This window comes from Cohnella rhizosphaerae (genome assembly GCF_029525575.1).
Lineage (GTDB): Bacteria > Bacillota > Bacilli > Paenibacillales > Paenibacillaceae > Cohnella > Cohnella rhizosphaerae.
In genome coordinates, this window is record NZ_JAPDIA010000008.1 from 1,338,036 (window position 1) to 1,354,932 (window position 16,897).

At 63.0% G+C, this 16,897-nt stretch carries 9 protein-coding genes and 3 pseudogenes; 1 reads left to right on the forward strand and 11 read right to left on the reverse strand.

Features of this window, described 5'->3' with window-relative positions:
- Positions 1–27 precede the first annotated feature (27 nt).
- From OMP40_RS29800 to leuC, 10 genes and pseudogenes are all read right to left on the reverse strand, one after another.
- Entirely contained in the window at positions 28–1,827 is a 1,800-nt protein-coding gene (locus OMP40_RS29800; RefSeq protein WP_277536773.1) for an ABC transporter ATP-binding protein, read from the reverse strand.
- A complete protein-coding gene (locus tag OMP40_RS29805; protein ID WP_277536774.1) occupies positions 1,824–3,608 on the reverse strand; it encodes an ABC transporter ATP-binding protein in 1,785 nt (594 codons plus the stop codon). The genes OMP40_RS29800 and OMP40_RS29805 overlap by 4 nt, the downstream gene beginning before the upstream one ends.
- 284 nt (positions 3,609–3,892) lie before the next feature.
- Positions 3,893–6,595, reverse strand: coding sequence for a dynamin family protein (locus OMP40_RS29810; protein WP_277536775.1), 2,703 nt, complete (start codon positions 6,593–6,595; stop codon positions 3,893–3,895).
- Positions 6,596–6,603: 8 nt separating this feature from the next.
- Positions 6,604–7,641, reverse strand: coding sequence for a dynamin family protein (locus tag OMP40_RS29815; RefSeq protein WP_338131338.1), 1,038 nt, complete (start codon positions 7,639–7,641; stop codon positions 6,604–6,606).
- Positions 7,618–8,271, reverse strand: a pseudogene (gene nth / locus OMP40_RS29820) (endonuclease III); the annotation flags it as partial. The gene OMP40_RS29815 and the pseudogene nth, both read right to left, overlap by 24 nt.
- Positions 8,272–8,419: 148 nt before the next feature.
- Positions 8,420–11,128 carry an S-layer homology domain-containing protein gene (locus OMP40_RS29825; RefSeq protein WP_277536777.1) on the reverse strand — a complete coding sequence of 903 codons (2,709 nt, stop codon included), beginning with the start codon at positions 11,126–11,128 and terminating at the stop codon, positions 8,420–8,422.
- A gap of 44 nt (positions 11,129–11,172) precedes the next feature.
- Complete coding sequence (locus tag OMP40_RS29830; RefSeq protein ID WP_277536778.1) at positions 11,173–12,423, reverse strand: N-acetylmuramoyl-L-alanine amidase; 1,251 nt, start codon at positions 12,421–12,423, stop codon at positions 11,173–11,175.
- Between the two features lie 37 nt (positions 12,424–12,460).
- Positions 12,461–12,721: pseudogene (locus OMP40_RS40620) on the reverse strand (stalk domain-containing protein); the annotation flags it as partial.
- Between the two features lie 225 nt (positions 12,722–12,946).
- Positions 12,947–13,555: a 3-isopropylmalate dehydratase small subunit gene (gene leuD, locus OMP40_RS29840; RefSeq protein ID WP_277536779.1), complete on the reverse strand. Its 609-nt coding sequence runs from the start codon at positions 13,553–13,555 to the stop codon at positions 12,947–12,949.
- Positions 13,556–13,573: 18 nt separating this feature from the next.
- Complete coding sequence (gene leuC / locus OMP40_RS29845; protein WP_277536780.1) at positions 13,574–14,995, reverse strand: 3-isopropylmalate dehydratase large subunit; 1,422 nt, start codon at positions 14,993–14,995, stop codon at positions 13,574–13,576.
- A 123-nt stretch (positions 14,996–15,118) separates the two neighbouring features.
- Between leuC and OMP40_RS29850 the strand changes: the two genes are divergently transcribed.
- The gene (locus OMP40_RS29850) at positions 15,119–16,021 is read left to right on the forward strand and encodes a LysR family transcriptional regulator (RefSeq protein ID WP_277536781.1); all 903 of its coding nucleotides are present in this window, start codon (positions 15,119–15,121) and stop codon (positions 16,019–16,021) included.
- A gap of 19 nt (positions 16,022–16,040) precedes the next feature.
- Here the strand turns inward: OMP40_RS29850 and OMP40_RS29855 are convergent.
- Positions 16,041–16,845, reverse strand: a pseudogene (locus tag OMP40_RS29855) (carbon-nitrogen family hydrolase).
- Positions 16,846–16,897: the final 52 nt, after the last annotated feature.

Sequence of the window (16,897 nt, forward strand, 5' to 3'; positions counted from 1 at the left end):
CGGGCGGGAGCGCTGTTGCTACTGTCGCTAAGCAGACAAAAACCGGTACTGCGCTTCGATCAGATTGCGGTAATGCCCCGGCCTGCGCATGAGCTCGTCGTGCGTTCCCCGATCCACGATGACGCCGTGATCGAGCACGAGGATCAGGTCCGCATGGCGGATCGTCGACAGCCGGTGGGCGACGATAAAAGACGTGCGGTGCTCCAGCAGCGTGCCCAGCGCCTCCTGTATGCGCACTTCGGTCTCGGTATCGATGCTGGCGGTCGCCTCGTCCATGATCAGAATGCGCGGGTCAGCCAGCAGCGCCCGGGCGAACGACAGGAGCTGCCGCTGTCCCATCGACAGCGCCGTTCCGCGCTCCTGGACCTGGGTATCGTAGCCGTCCGGCAGCTTGACGATGAACTCGTGCGCGCGCACCGAACGCGCGGCGGCTTCGACCTCGGCGTTCGTCGCGTCCGGCCGGCCGTAGCGGATGTTGTCCCGAATCGAGCCGGAGAAGATGAACGTATCTTGCATGACGATGCCGATCTGCCTTCGGAGGCTGTCCAGCGTGGCGTCGCGGACGTCCATGCCGTCGATGAGCACGCGTCCCGAAGTGACGTCGTAAAAGCGGCAGAGCAGGTTCACGATCGTGCTCTTGCCCGAACCGGTATGGCCGACGAGCGCGACCGTCATGCCAGGTTTGATGTCGAAGCTGACGTCCTTCAGCGCCAGGCGATCCGGATCGTAGCCGAAAACGACATGGTCGAACTGGACGCGTCCGCGAACGTCCGGCATCGGCTTCGCGTCCTCCTTTTCGGCGACGATCGGTTTCTCGTCCATATACTCGAAGATCCGCTCCGCCGAAGACATCGAGATGAGCAGTTGGGAGTACATCTGTCCGAGACGGTTGATCGGCTCCCAGAAGTTGCTGACGTACGTGATGAACGCGACGAGCACCCCGACGGTCAATTCGTCCTGCTGGATGAGATGCGTGCCGTACAGCAGCAAGATCAGCGTCCCGACCGCGGAGGTGACCTCGATCACGGGTCCGAACAGCTGATTGAGCGAGGACGCGAGATTCCACGAGCGAATGCTGCTGCCGTTCAGGTTTTCGAAGAAGCGCTGATTCTCCTTCTCCTGCGCGAACGCTTGCGTGACCCGCATGCCCTGGATCGCCTCGTTCAGATGCGAGTTGATCCGGGATTGCTTGATGCGCACGGTCTGCCAGGCCATCCGCGTTCGCTTGCGAAGCGAGGAAGACACGAGGATCAGCAAAGGGACGGTAATCATGACGGCCAGCGCCAGCTTCGGCTGAAGCACGAGCAGGATGACGACGATGCCCGCAAGCTGGGCGATGTCGATCACCGAGTTCACGACGCCGTTGGACAGCAGTTCCTGCAGCGCGTTGACGTCGTTCGTGATCCGCACGAGGACGGAGCCCGCCGGGCGCTTGTCGAAAAAGCGAAACGAGAGCGTCTGCACGTGCTTGAACAACGCCGACCGCAGGTCGTAAATAACGTGCTGCCCGATGTCGTTCGTATGCCGGATCGTATAGTTTTGCGCCCACCAGCGAAGGCCGTACATGGCGGCCATCACGCCGAATACGATCGACAGGTAGCCCATGCTGCCGCTGCCGCCGTCCGGATCGATGACTTTGTCGATCGCCAGACTGATCAGATAAGGCACCGCGAGCCGCGTCAGCATGCCGAACACCAGCATGACGAACACGACGCGCGTCACCGCGCCCTTGTAAGGCTTTAAGTAGTCGAAAAGCCTGCCCATCTGCTTCCAGTTGAACGACTTTTCGATCAGGACGTCGTCCTGGTATTGAAACTGCCTGCTCATCCGCTCACCCTCCTGCCGCCGGCGGCGTCTTCGCCGAGTTCGTCCGGCCGGTCCGCGTATTGCGTGCGGTACGTCTCCCGGTACAGACCCGGCAGCCGCACCAGTTCCTCGTGCCTGCCGCGCTGAACGACATGCCCTTTATCCAGTACGAGAATCTCGTCGGCATGGCGTAGCGAGGAGATCCGGTGGGCGATGATAAACACCGTCCGCCCTTCCATCACCTGTCGCAGGGCCAGCTGAATGCGGTGCTCCGTCTCCATGTCGAGCGCGCTCGTGGAATCGTCGAGAATGAGCACTTGCGGACGGATCAGGAAGGCGCGGGCAAGCGCGATCCGCTGCTTCTGTCCGCCGGACAAGCCCATGCCGCGTTCCCCCACGATCGTATCGTAGCCGCCCGGCAGCTCCATGATAAATCCGTGCGCGTCCGCCAGCTTGGCGGCCTCCTCGATCTGCTCCGGCGTCGCTTCGGCACAGCCGTAGCTGATGTTCTCCCGGATCGTCGTCGAGAACAGGAAGGACTCCTGGAACACGATCGCGGTCCGGCTGCGCAGCGCGTTCAAATCGAGCTGGCGAATGTCGGTGCCGTCGAGCGTGATCGACCCGCTCGTCACGTCGTAAGCCCGCAGCAGCAGCTGAACGACGGTCGATTTGCCCGAGCCCGTGCCGCCCAGGAGGCCGATGACCGAGCCGGGGCCTGCGGTCAGGTCGAAATCGACGAGCGCGGAAGGCTGGTGCTCGTGATTCGGATAGCGGAAATTCACGTCGTTGTATCGAATGAGACCCGTGACGCCAGGCTTCGGCAAATGCGGGTGCGCCGGCGGCTGCACGTCGACATGGCGGTTGAGCAGCTCGAGCAGCCGTTCTCCCGAAGCCTTGGACATCGTATAGTTGTTAATTTGGAAACCCAGCGTCCATAGCGGCGCGACGATCATGCCGAGCATGCTGTTCAGCGATACGAGATCGCCGAGGCTCATATGGTGGTGGATGACGCGCCAGCCTCCCGCGAGCAGCAGGAGGGCGATGCTGAAGCTGGCTACGAATTCGATGATCGGAAAATAGGTCGCCCATACCGCGGCGATGGAAAGATTGTTTTGTTTGTATTGGCTGTTGCCTTCGTCGAACTTCTTGTATTCGTGCTCCGCGCTGTCGTAAGACTTGACGGTTCTTACGCCCATGATGTTCTCCTGGACGCTGATCGTAAGCTTGCTGATCGCGATACGAATGGCGCGGAAGACCGGATGGATCTGAAGCTCGAAGCGGATGGCGAAATAGCCGATAACCGGGATGATCGCAAGCGTCATAAGGCCCATCGTCCAGTCGATGTAAAACATCATGCCGAACCCGAACACGACCAGAAACAGCGTGTTGAGCAACTGGGCGAAGCCGAACCCGACGAAGTTGCGGATGCCTTCGATGTCGGCGGTCAGACGCGACATCAGGTCGCCTGTCCTTGCTTGGTCGTAAAACGAAAACGATAGTTTCTGAAGCTTGTCGTAGCTGGCGTTGCGCATGCGGTAAGCGAGCCTGTTGCCCAGCCGTCCCCCGCAAAAGCCGTGCACGTACTGAAATGCGGCTTTGACGACGATCAGCGCGACCGCAAGCAGCGCGAGCCCCATGATGCCGTCGAACTTCTTCGGCGTGATCACGTCGTCGATCAACGCCCTGAGGAGCAGCGGATACACGAGACCGATCGCCGTAGCGATGGCGAGTCCGAGCACCGAGCCCATCAAAAAACCTTTGTCCGGCCAGAAAAATTGCTTGAGGCCTTTGAAAATATCCAAGCGACAGTCCTCCCCTGTGAGCATCCCCACGGAAGTGTAACAGGATTGTCACAACCGTTCAAACGCCGTATGCCGGAAGGAGAAACGCTGAGTACGTGCGAGAGCGATTAAGCATGGCAAGGGGACCGCTATCTCTTAAATCATCCTGTTTAAGCCCTTACATCCCGATATGCAGCAGTAAAACGGGGGAATCCGGAGCATATGCAAGCAAAGGCCCCTCCCGCATCGCGTGGCGATGCGAGAAGGGCCGATATGCGAAGATTATAAGCTGGCTAAAAATCGTCTTAAATGCCCGATTTCAAGCCTTCCCATTCGCTTTGCAAACGCCGCAAGGCGTCGTCCGAACCTGGCGTCTCGAGCGCGCGCCTTACGCCCTCGGCGTAGGCCGCCAGTTCTGCCGAAAGACGGACCGCGACTTCCTGAAGTTCGCTTTCGAAGGCGGCCGCGATTCGGCTCGCCCAGTCTTCCCGAATGCCGGCGAGCCAGGCGTCCGCCGCCTGGAACAGCGCGGCCTCGGCCTCGTTTTTCAACGCGGCGGCGCCCTCGCGCTCGAAAAAGTGCTTCGGGCTCCGGAACGCCTGCCAGAGCTTGCGTCCGTCCCAATCCGGTCCGGCGCCGAAGGGCTCCGGCACCGGAAGGCCGAGCGAAGGCGCCGCGGGCGAATCGGTCTCGAAGCCGCCAAGACCCGCTCTCGCGATCCCGTCCTCGACCTGCCGGCCGACGACGCGGCCGAGCGCCGTCTCCATGCGCAGGCCTGCGGACCGCAGCTCCTGCTGCAGGTCCTCGCCGACGCCGCGCTTCAAATCCAGCCAGCACGATAAGATCAGCTTGCGCAGGTCGCGTCCGTCGTCTTGAAGCACGGACGGGTGGAACGCGGTCATGAAGTGCTCGCCGAAACGGTATTGCACCCTGCGGCGCAAATGATAAAGCTGCTCGCCCAGCTCTTCGACGAGCGGCTGAACGGCCGCTTCGGGCGGCCCGGCCATCCAGGCTGCCCGAAGCGATTCGGCAGCCTGAAGCATGGCTGCGGCGGACGCCTGGCGGCTCGCAGCATCCTCGCTCGCGGCGCCGAGCAGGCCGTCGATGCGCGCGCCGATGCGCGTCAGCTGCTTGCGCGCGGAAGCGAGCGCCAGGCTGCCGAGCTCCTCGTCGGCGAATCGGCGGAAGGCCGCCTCGAAGTCGGCCAGGCCGGACTGCCTGCGTCCCGCAGCGTCGCCCGCCAGTTTGGCTTCGAGGCCGTACAGGCTCGAGACGGGATAAATGCGGGGCTGCCGGATCCCGTGCTTCAGCAGCTGCGATTCGACGTGCGCGGCGACGCCCGCCAGTTCTTCGGCCGAGGCGGCGAGGTCCGCGGCATTCAGCACGAAAAACATTTTGTCGAGCTCGAAGGCGTCCTTGACGCTGCCAAGCTGGTGCAGGAAGCTTCGGTCCGCTTCGGTGAAGGCATGGTTGTAATACGTGACGAACAGCACCGCGTCCGCATTTTTAATGTACTCGAAGGCGACGCCCGTATGGCGGGCGTTGATCGAATCCGCGCCAGGCGTATCGACCAGCACCGCCCCGCTTCGCGTGAGCGGCGAGTCGACGTGAAGGTCGGCCGAAGCGACGAAGCAGGACGCTTCTTCGTCCGCCACGTAGCGGCGGTAATCGGCTCCTTCCGCCGTGAACGAAGTGCCGAGCAGCGGGCCGTAGCGCTCCCAGCCGCGGGCCGCCGCGCGCAGGAAGGCCAGGTGCGGCCGTCCGCGCGGATGGATGTCGTCGGGCGACATGCGCGCCGCCAGGGCGAACAGCTCCGCCGGGCCGTCCGCGGCTTCGATGTCGCGCTCGCGAACGCCCAGGCGCGCGAGCGAATGCGCGAGGTCGCTCCGCATATCGTCCGCTTCCTTCATGTAGATGCGGGCCGTGCCATGCGGCGCGTCCGCGCCGGGCGCAACGATCCGGTTGATCGTCGCCGTCGTCGGATTCGGCGACACGGGAAGCGCGGGCTGCCCGACGAGCGCGTTGGCGAAGGACGACTTGCCCGCGCTGAAGGCGCCGAACAGCGCGATCGTGAATCGGCTGTCCCGCAGCTGCGCCGCCTTGGCGGACAGCGATTCGCGGTGCCGCGCGAGCTCGGGGAACGGCGCCAGCAGCGCTGCGCCCCGCTCGAGCATATCCGCTGCGCTTGCCGAAGCGCCGTAAGATTCGCGCTCTCCGGCCCGGGCCGCCTCATCCGCCGATGTCTCGCCTCCGGCGATCGACAGGCTGACGGCCGGCGCCGCGTCCGCCGGCAGCGGCCTGGACGCGGTCTGCGCGCCGAGCGGCGCGGGCGCCGGCAGGTTCAGCTCGGCGATGTCGGCCGCGCCCGCCTCCGGAAGCATCCCGACCAGCCTGCGCGCGGCATCGTCCGCCTCCGCGTCAAGCGCGCGAAGACGGTCCGCGGCGGCTTGCCTTTCGCTCAGCTCGCCGAGCGAGCTTGCGAGCGTCGCGACCGCCGCGTCGCGCTCCGGCTGCCGGCTCGCGACGATTGCCTCGAAGCGACCGAGCGCCGTTTTGCGCACCTTCTTTTTCCACTCGGATCCGAGCTCGGACGCATACTGAAGCGTCGCATCGCCGCCGGCCCCCGCTCCCGGCTTGACGAGCGACGCGAGCCACACGGCGCCCGGCGCCGTGAAGTCGGCTTCGAGCGCCGCCTCCCAGGCCGCATCGCCGAGGCCGGCATCGCGGGCTTCGCGGCGCAGCATCGCCCGCACGTGAACGTGCAGGTTCGCCTCCGCCTGCGCGGCGAAGTCCGCCGCGAGCTCGGCGAGCCTGCGCTCCCGCTCCGCTTCGGTCTTGGCCGCGCTGCCGAGCCAGCCGACCTTGAAGCCCGCCTGCCGGCTCTCCAGCACGGCCCGCGCCTTTTCGCGCGTCTCCGCAGGCGTGAGTCCGGCGTTGCCCAGCAGCTGATCGAGCTCGCGCTTCAAGCCGTCCAGCTGCCGCTCGCCCGCCGTCCTCGCCGATTCCATTTCGGCGGTCAGCGCCTCGCGCAGCTGCGCCAGCTCCGCGAGGCCGCTCTCTCCGCCCGCTTGCGCGAGAAGCCTCTCGCGCAGCTTGCGTCTCGCGCTGCAGCAGCCCTTCCTTGAACGCGCCGGCCAAATGCCGCGCCGACCGGTCCGCGCTGTGGATCAGCAGCTTCTCCTTTTCGCCCTTCAGCGCCTCGATGACGCGCAGCAGCTCGCCCATCTGCGACAGCGGATGATCGGGCGAGCGCATCGACAGGAACAACAGGCCCGCGAGCTCGATGCGCCAAGCCTCGAGCGCGCTCTCGAGTCCCTCGCGGAACGCTTCGAAGCTTACTTCGCGCTCCCGGTGCTTGTCGATCTGGTTCACGATCAAGTACGTCGGCTTCCCCCCATTGATGCAGCATCCGGAGAAAGCGGAAGTTGACGTCGGACAATACGTGATTGTAATCCGTCACGTAAAATACGACGTCGGCCAGATGCAGCGCGGACTCCGTCGCCGCGCGATGCGCACCGTCGGTGCTGTCGACTCCCGGCGTATCGACGAGCGCAAGCGAATCGCCGAGCAGCGGGATCGGATAACGGACGTCGATCGCCGATACGCCCTCGCCGTCCACGGCCAAATCGCCGAGCCGCTCGACGGACACGTCCGGTATTTCCTTCACCGAGCCGTCCTTGCCGACGAACTCGACCTTTACCGCCGGCTCGCCGTTCGCGATCGTGACGACGTTCGCGCTCGTCGGGATCGGCGACGAAGGCAGCAGCTGCGCGCCGCACAATCCGTTCACGAGCGTCGACTTGCCCGCGGAGAAGTGTCCGCAAAACGCCAGCGTCGCGATGTCCAGCGCCAGCTTGCCCGCCAGTTCATCCAGCTTGACGCCTGTCGAGGCGTCGCCCGCTTCGGCGGCGGCCCGGGACATGCGCCGCAGCGCGTCGCTATAGCCGCTCATTTTGTCGTGCTTCGACGCGACGGGTCTTTCCGTCACGGTTTCCATTTTCCCCGCCGTCATGATACTGCTCCCCCCCCGCTTGCGTGCGGCCGCAGGCTTCATTCTTCGCTTGCCCTCCGGACAAACGTCGAGCAGCGGGCAAACGTCGCATTTCGGATTTTGCGCCTTGCAATGATAGCGACCGAAGAAAATAAGACGGTGATGCGTCAGCGTCCATTCTTCGCGCGGCACGAGCTTCATCAATTTCTTTTCGACCTCAAGGACGGAATCGTCCGGCTTCGCGACGGCGAGCCGCTTGGACACCCGCTCGACATGCGTATCGACAGCGATGGCGGGCACGTCGAAGGCGTTGGACATGACGACGTTGGCCGTCTTCCGTCCGACGCCGGGCAGCTCGGTCAATCCCTCGTGGCTGGCCGGTACTTCGCCGTCGTATTTGTCGATCAAGATTCGGCTAAGCTTTTGAATGTTGGCCGCCTTGTTGCGGAACAGGCCGATGCGCCGAATATCGTTTTCAAGCTCCTCGAGCGGAACGTCCAAGTAATCCTGCGGCTTATTATATTTCTCGAACAGCGTCGCCGTGACGCGATTCACCGTCTCGTCCGTACACTGCGCAGACAGCAGCACGGCGATCGTCAGCTCGAACGGGTTGCGGTGGTTCAGCTCGCAGTGCGCGTCCGGAAACATTTTGGCGATCTCGTCCAAAATATATCGCATCTTCGTTTTATTCATCGCGTGCATCCATCTCCCATGCCTTGTTTCCCTGTTTAAGCATTAACTTTCAGTGTAGCGGAAGTGCGGCGATTCGACAAGAAAAACGGCCCCGCTTGTGAGCGGAGCCGTCGTTCGTGCAGCGAGGATGGCGCGATAAAACGAAGCTTTAAGGCTTTACGATTTCGATCGCCTTGCCGCGCAGGACGTAGACGTTGATCGGATCGCCGAAGTTCAGGCTGTCGGTCGTGATAAGCGTGTCGCCCTGGTGAATGTAAACTTGCGGCGACAGCGCGACCGAGTAGTTGTCGTCGCTCAGCGATTCCTTCTGATAATAGAAGGTGTTCGTCGTCTTGTCCGTGCGCCAATAGGTTTTGCTGACCGGCGTCACGACGTTCAGAATCGTGCGGTCGTTCTCGTCCTTGCGGAGCTCGATGCGATCGTCCAGCTGGACCGCGGACAGCGTGTTGGACGATACGCCATTGCGAACGACGAGCGGCGTCGCGCCGACCGTCTGCTTCACGGCGGCGCCGGTGCCGGTGCGAAGGTCGATCGTGCCCGCGGCCGTATCGATCGCGACGACGCGTCCGAACGTCGACGGCACGATCTTGGCGAGCGTCGGCGTCGCGCCCTGCAGCGTCACGTTCAACAGCGTGCCCGGGACCAGGCCGGACAGCTGCGCGGCGTTGCCGCTCGCGTCCTGAAGCGAGAAGCCCGTTCCCACCGTCCACTCGGCGACCGAGCCGTCGGTTGCCTTGGCCTTTAGCTTGGCCGCGGCCGCGTCGACCGACACGACATCGAATTGAACGGTCTTCACGACCTGCAGCGCAACCGCATAGTTCTGCCCGCCGTCGAGCAGCGCGACGATCTTGTCGCCCGTCTTGATGTCCGCGTAGGTACGGTTCGTCTGTCCGAAAATCTCGACGGTCGGAGAGGTGTAAGGTACCGTCACGTTCGAGTTGTTGTCCAGCAGAAGCTGGAGCGTCTTCGTCGTCGTATTGTTCGACGTCACCGTCCCCTTGTACTGGGCGACGAAAGAGATGGACACGATGTTGCTGCCCGAATAGCCGATGTCCACTTTGCGGCCTTTATAGAGCATGCTCGTGCCGGCGTCCGCCGAGATCGTCGTGCCGTTCAGATCGTACCTCACGCCGGCGCCGAGCGTAAAGGTTTTTACGTTTCCTGCCGCATCCTTCAAGATGAGCACCTTCGCATCGAAATCGTAGGACGATACGACCAGTCCGTTCTGAACCTGGACGCTCCGCCCCGTCGCTTCGACCGCGGTAACCTTGCCCTCCGCGTTCAGCGTCAGCGTGACCGCGTCCCCCGGGTACAAATCCGCAAGCGTCGCGCCGTTCAGTCCGGAGATTTTGACCGCAACGCCGGCGACGTATTCCTTGCCGATGATGTCGCTCGCGCCGCCGACCCTGTACTGGATCGTCTGCGCCGCCGTATCGATCTTGAACAGCGTGCCCGTCGCGCTCGCCGCGACGGCGCTCTTCGTGACCGTCACCGCCGTATAAAGCCCGCCTTTGATCTCGTAGGCGACCGTGTCGCCGACCTTGATGTCGCCGATCGCGGCCGGCACGCCGCTGACCGTACGCAGTACCGCGTTGGGGTCGAGCGCCCGCGTATCGGCGATCGAAGAGGCGTTGTCCTTGACCTGGAGCTTGCGCCCCGCCGCGTCGACGCTCAGCACCGTGCCGGTGCCTGACCGCGAGACGGCCGATTGTCCGGTCTTGACCGCGATGACTTTGCCGGATTGCGTGTACGTATCGATCGTCAGCGTAAGATCCGCGTTTTCCGGCAGATCGGCAAGCGCAACCTTGTTGTTCTCCGCGTCCGTCACGGCCGGCATCCGGGCCGGATCGTACGAATAAGACTGAACGTCCTCCCCGCTAAGCAGCGTGATGGCAGACTTCGACGCGCTCACGACGACGAGCTTGCCCTGAACCGTCTTGACCATCGGCGTGTCGCTCGCCTGCTCGACGTAAGCCGCGGAGCCGTCCGCTGCGGCGATGACGTTGACCGTGCCGTAAACTTTAAGCGCGTCCTGCGCCGTCAACGCTTCGCTGTCGAGACGCGAATAGAGCGTGCCCGCGCCGACGGCGTACGCGGTCGCCGTCCCGTTCGCCTGCAGCACGGTGACGGCGCTCGCGTCGGCGGCAAGCAGCATGCCGGACGTTTGCTTCGGATATGCGACCTGCTTCGCCGCTTCCGCGCGGCTGAACAGCGTCGCCGCCGTCGCGCGGGTTACGACGCCCTTGGGCGCGAACGTATTGCCGCTGAGTCCCTTCACGAGATCCAGATCGACGGCGGCCTTGACGTAGCCGACCAGGTCTTTGTCGATCGAGGCGTTATCGGCGAAGGCGGTCGTACCAGCGGCCGCCTTCTCGCCGATCGTGCGAACGAGCAGGCGCGCGATCCATTCGCGCGTCGCAGGCGCCTCTCCCCAATTGACCTTGGGCTGCGCTTCGGCGAGCGCGAACTCTTCGGTGCGGTCGAGCAGCCCTTCCTTCAACGCATAGCTGACGTACAGATTGGCATAAGCGCTGACGCTGAACGTACTCGGAAAAGCCGCTACGCCGGAGTCCAGCGCCTTCTGCTCGAGGCCGAGAAAGCGAATCGCGATGATGACCGCGTCCTGTCTCTTGACGCTGTCGTTCGGCGCGAAGAGATTCGCGCCCTTGCCCGCGATCAGGCCTTGAAGCGCCAGCTTGGCGATATGCTTTTCCGCCCAGTGGCCGGCCACGACGTCCGTGAACGGCGTCTTGGAGGCCGCGGAAGCGTTCTGCGCCGGGCCAGCGACAGCCGCGCCGGTCCAGACCAACGCGATCATGAGAATGGATAATAGCCAGTTTCGTGGTTTAAGCGACATCGTGTGATCTCCCCGATCGTGCGCTAGACCGGATTCGCCGGACGTTACGCTAATTTAAGGTAAGCTTTGACCGCCGCGGCGAGGCCTGCGGCCGTGCGGTTCTGAAAGTCTTCGGTAAACAGCTTCTTTTCTTCCGCCGCGTTCGATAGATAACCTGCTTCGAACAGCACGGCGGGCATCTTCGTCTCCCGCGTAACGGCGAGACTCTTCTGGATGACGCCGCGATCGGCAAGCCCCGTAGCCGGCGTCGCGTATTGCTTGACGACATTGGCGAAGGCGAGGCTTTCAGCGCGCGTGTAGTAGACCTCGGTACCGCTGACCGTGCTCTTCGTATTGCTGTTCGCGTGTACGGACAGGAACAGGTCGGCATTCAGCGAATTCGCCAAATTGTACCTGTCGCTAAGCGACGGGAACGTATCCCCGGACCGGGTCATGACGAGCTTGATCCGAGGGTCCGTCGCGAGCAGCGCCTGCACCTTCAGAATGACGGCCAGATTGAAGTTTTTCTCGTACTTGCCGCTCACGCCGATCGCCCCGGAGTCCGATCCGCCATGGCCGGCGTCGAGCACGACCGTATAGACCTTGTCTTGCGGCGCTTCGGTAACCGGCGGCACCGCGTCCGCGCTCAGCCTAATCTTGAGTTCGCCTGCCGAGGCGTCGTTTTGAACCTCGTAACCGTAAGCGGTGCTTAGATCAAGCACGAAGCGAAGCGCGTTCGGGTTGCTCTGGAACAGCGAATAGCGAACCTGCGTAAGCACGGGGTGTCCGGCTACCGGGTATGTACCGCTCTTCGCCGTCGCGCCGTTCACGACCAGATTCTGTCCGAAGTCCGAAGCGAAGTCGGACTTGGGAACGTCGACGACGATTCGGTCCGGGCCCGTCAGCGAAGTGACGACGGGTTCGATCGTCCCTTCGTAGCTGAGGATGACCGTATCGTTCTCGAAGCGAATGCCGTGAATGGAGGCCAGGCTCGTATACGGATCGGTGCCGATCGAGCCGCTGCCCGGGTCAGCCGAGCCGTGGCCCCCGCCGGTCGAGCCGTCCGTCGCGGGCGGCTCCTCGTCGACGACGCCGATCATGCCGCCGCCGGACGTGGAATCGCCGCCCCCTGCGCCGCCGTTCGTACCGCCGGAAGTCCCGCCCGCGTCCGACTTCGACGTGTAAATAAACGCGGACTTCGTCTTGTTGTCCCATACGATATCCGCGCCGAAATTGTCCTTCACGAAGATGAGCGGTACCATCGTCGTGGCCGTCTGGGGCGTCGTCTGCTTGATGATGGGCGCCGCCTCGAGCACGCTCTCGATGCCGTTGATGGTCGCCTTTTTTGCTGCCTACGGTCATGGCGATGACCGAATTGCCGTTCGTCACCGTGACCGTCTTGGTCGCGTTGTCGAACTTGACGGTGAACCCCAGGTTCTCCGTGACGGTGCGAATCGGCAGCATGACGCGGCTGTCGATCAGGGCGGGCGGCTCCTTCGGCGTCAGTACGACGCCGTCCAGAATCAACTGGGGCGTGACGGTCGACGCTGAAGCGAGACCGGCGGCCGTTAGCAGCATCGATACGACAAACATCAGGGAAATCCAGTACCTCATGCTTCACCTCGGTGTCAATGATTGGGCCGTTCCAAAAGCGGCGCTTCCGCTAAAAAAAGTCCTAAGCAGACCTTTCTATCGGAAGGGGCGCTTTTTTGGCTTGTCCACCCTAATTTAGACGCCGGGCAATGTCAAAAGTTGCGAGTAAAAGCGGAAAAAAAGGCCTTCCTTCCCGAAAAGTGTCGACCCGGGAAAGAAGACCCATATTGCTTGCAAGATCGGCGATTAAAATACGTTCGCCAGTCTCTTTTCGTTCTTCGCCTCGTATGCTGCGATCTCGTCCGCATGCTGCAGCGTAAGGCCGATGTCGTCCAGCCCCTGAAGCAGGAATTGGCGGCGGTGCTCGTCGAGCTCGAACGGGATGCGCAGGCCTTGATCGTCGGCGATGACCTTGTTCTCCAGGTCAACGGTCAGCTTGTAGCCCTCGTTCGCCTCGGTGCGCTTGAACAGGTCGTCGACCTGCTCCTCGCTCAGCTTGATCGGCAGGATGCCGTTCTTGAAGCAGTTGTTGTAGAAAATGTCCGCGAAGGACGGTGCGATAACGACGTTGAAGCCGTAGTCGAGAATCGCCCAAGGCGCGTGCTCGCGCGAGGACCCGCAGCCGAAGTTGGCGCGCGACAGCAGGACGGTGGAGCCCTGGTAGCGCGGCTTGTTCAGGTTGAACTCGGGGATGACGGCCCCCTGCTCGTCGAATCTCCATTCGAAGAACAGGAACTGGCCGAAGCCGCTGCGCTCGATGCGCTTCAGGAATTGCTTAGGGATAATGGCGTCGGTATCGACGTTCACGCGGTCGACCGGCGCGACGAGACCCGTGGATTTGATAAATGGTTGCATATGCGTATGTCTCCCCTCTTAAGCCGTCACTTCGGACTTGAATTCCCAATTGCGGACGTCTGTGAACTTGCCCTTGATCGCCGCTGCGGCAGCCATCTCCGGCGACACGAGATGCGTGCGTCCGCCGCGGCCCTGACGGCCTTCGAAGTTGCGGTTGGACGTCGACGCGCAGCGCTGTCCGGGCTGCAGGACGTCGGGGTTCATCGCGAGGCACATCGAGCAGCCCGCTTCGCGCCATTCGAATCCGGCGGCGGTGAAAATCTTGTCCAGGCCTTCTTTTTCCGCCTGGATCTTGACGCGGCCGGAACCCGGCACGACGATGGCGGTGACGTTCGGGCTCACGCTATGGCCCTTGGCTACGGAAGCCGCGGCGCGCAGATCCTCGATCCGGCCGTTCGTGCAGGAGCCGATGAACACGTAGTCGATCGGAATCTCCGACATCGGGGTGCCCGGCGCCAGATCCATGTATTCGAGCGCCTTTTCGGCGGCTTTGCGTTCGTTCTCGGTCGGCAGCTGCTCCGGATACGGCACGATCGACGTGATGCCGGTGCCCATGCCCGGGCTCGTGCCCCAGGTGACTTGCGGCACGAGCGAAGCGACGTCAAGGTCGACTTCGGCGTCGTAGACGGCGCCTTCGTCCGTCGCCAGCGCCTTCCATTGCTCGACGGCGCGGTCGAAGTCGTCGCCCTGCGGCGCGTATTCGCGGCCGCGCAAGTAATTGAACGTCGTCTCGTCCGGCGCGATCAGGCCGGCGCGCGCGCCGCCTTCGATGGACATGTTGCAGACGGTCATGCGCTCTTCCATCGTCAGCCCCGTGATCGCTTCGCCGGTGTACTCGATGACGTAGCCGGTCGCGAAGTCGGTGCCGTACTTGGCGATCAGGCCGAGGATGAGATCCTTCGCCGTGATGCCGGCCGGACGCTTGCCGATGAAGTTGACCTTCATCGTCTTCGCCTTCGATTGCTGCAGGCACTGCGTCGCGAGCACGTGCTCGACCTCGCTCGTGCCGATGCCGAACGCCAGCGCGCCGAACGCGCCGTGCGTCGAGGTATGGCTGTCGCCGCACACGATCGTCTTGCCCGGGTGCGTCAGGCCGAGCTCGGGGCCCATGACGTGAACGACGCCCTGGTCGATCGTGTTCAGATCGTACAGCTTGACGCCGAACTCATTCGCGTTGGCCGTGAGCGTGTCGATCTGCTGCTTGGAGATCGGATCGGAAATGTTGAAGCGATCCTTGGTCGGCACGTTGTGGTCCATCGTCGCGAACGTCAGGTCGGGACGACGAACCTTGCGGCCGGTCATGCGAAGGCCTTCGAACGCCTGCGGGGACGTAACCTCGTGAACGAGGTGCAGATCGATATACAAAATGCTGGGCTTGCCCGCTTCCGAATGAATCACGTGATTGTTCCAAATTTTCTCGAACATCGTTTGTTTGCTCATTTTAAATTCACCCCGTGTAAATATCCTCGTCTAGAATGATTCTATAATAACATTGGTTCTATCATTGTTCCAAGATATAATATCTATAAAGTTGATAGTTCAGCCGAATAAGGAGAAGCGCCCATGGAATTCAGATTGCTGCAATACGTCATTCAGATCGCCGCCGAGCGGAACTTCTCGCGCGCCGCCGAAAAGCTGCATATCGCGCAGCCGTCGCTCAGCCAGCAGCTGTCCAAGCTCGAAAAGGAGCTCGGCGTGCTGCTGTTCAAGCGCACGACCAACAGCGTCGAGTTGACCCACGCCGGAACGGTTTTCGTCGAAAAGGCGCAGCGGATCGTCGATATGACCGAGCAGCTGCGGCGGGAAATGGAAGATATCGCCGATCTGCGCAAAGGACGCGTCGTCGTCGGCACGCTGCCGATCACGGGCTCGCATATTTTGCCGCATGTGCTGCCCGCGTTCCGCGAGGCGTACCCCGACATCGAGATCGCGCTCGTCGAGGAAGCGTCGGCCACGCTGGAGTCGCTGACCGCGAGCGGCGGCACGGACGTCAGTCTGCTCACGCTCCCTTTGGTCGAACCGGCGCTTGCGTACGATCCGATTCTCGAGGAAGAGATCTGCCTGGCCGTCCCCCGCGACCACCCCTTGGCGGCGGCAGGCGCGGCCGAAGCGGACGTCGGCGCGCTTGCGAACGAGGCTTTCGTCATGCTGAAAAAGGGACAGGGCTTCCGCGCGATCGCGGTCGGCCTATGCCGCCAGGCCGGCTTCGATCCGAGCGTCGCCGTGGAGAGCACGAATATCGAGACGGTGCAGTCGCTCGTCGCGGCCGGCATGGGCATCGCCTTCGTCCCGCAGATGATCACCCGCCGGGAGCACGACGGCTTGCAGCCGGTCTACCTGCCGCTGAAGGGAAGGCCGACGCGGACGCTGGTCATCGCCTACCGCAAAGGCAGATATTTGTCCAACGCGGCCGAGGCGTTCATCGCGACGTTCCGGGAAACGATGCGGAAGCTCGATCCGTCGTGAGACGCATAGTCGACGCCGTTTAATAAAGCGAAGGCCTGCGGTCCTCGAATACGGGAATCCTCCCCCCGAACCTCGTCCGTCAGCGACAGATCGATGTCCGCGCGCAGGATCGTCTCCGCCTCGCCCGCTTCGGCGACGATCTCGCCCCAGGGGTCCACGACCATCGAATGTCCGAAAAACCGCGTCTCTCCGCTCGCGCCGCTGCGATTGCAGGCGACGACGTACATCTGGTTCTCGATGGCGCGCGCCTGGAGCAGCGTACGCCAGTGATGCAGGCGCGGATGCGGCCATTCGGCCGGCACGAACAGCACCTTCGCGCCGTCCAGCGCGAGCTTGCGCGCAAGCTCGGGAAAGCGGATGTCGTAGCAGATCATCGCGCCCGCCGGTACCCCTTCGAGCTCGAACCGTCCGGGCCGCTGCCCCGCTTCGAGATGGAGATGCTCGTCCATCAGCTTGAACAGATGGATCTTGGCGTACTCCGCGATCGTGCGGCCTTCGCGATCGAAGGCGAACAGCGTATTGGCGACCCCGCCGCCTAGCGAGGCGCGGCTGGCCGCGACCGATCCCGCCACGACGTTGACGCCGCGCTTGCGGCAGAACGCGGAAATAAATTCGATCGTCCGCGCGCCCTCCGCATCGGCAATCTCCCGAATGCGCGCGAGCTCGTACCCGGTATTCCACATCTCGGGCACGACGATGACGTCGGGCTTGTCTCCTTCGCCCGCCGCGCGCTCGAGCAGCGCCGCCAAGCGTTCGAAGTTGTCGTCCGGTTGTCCGGCGCGGATATCCATTTGAATGAGAGCCAGCTTCAGCTTGTTGTTCATCGTTAGGTCGCTCCTTTGCTAGAGCGGCTCAAGGCGCGCCCGAGCCTGCAAG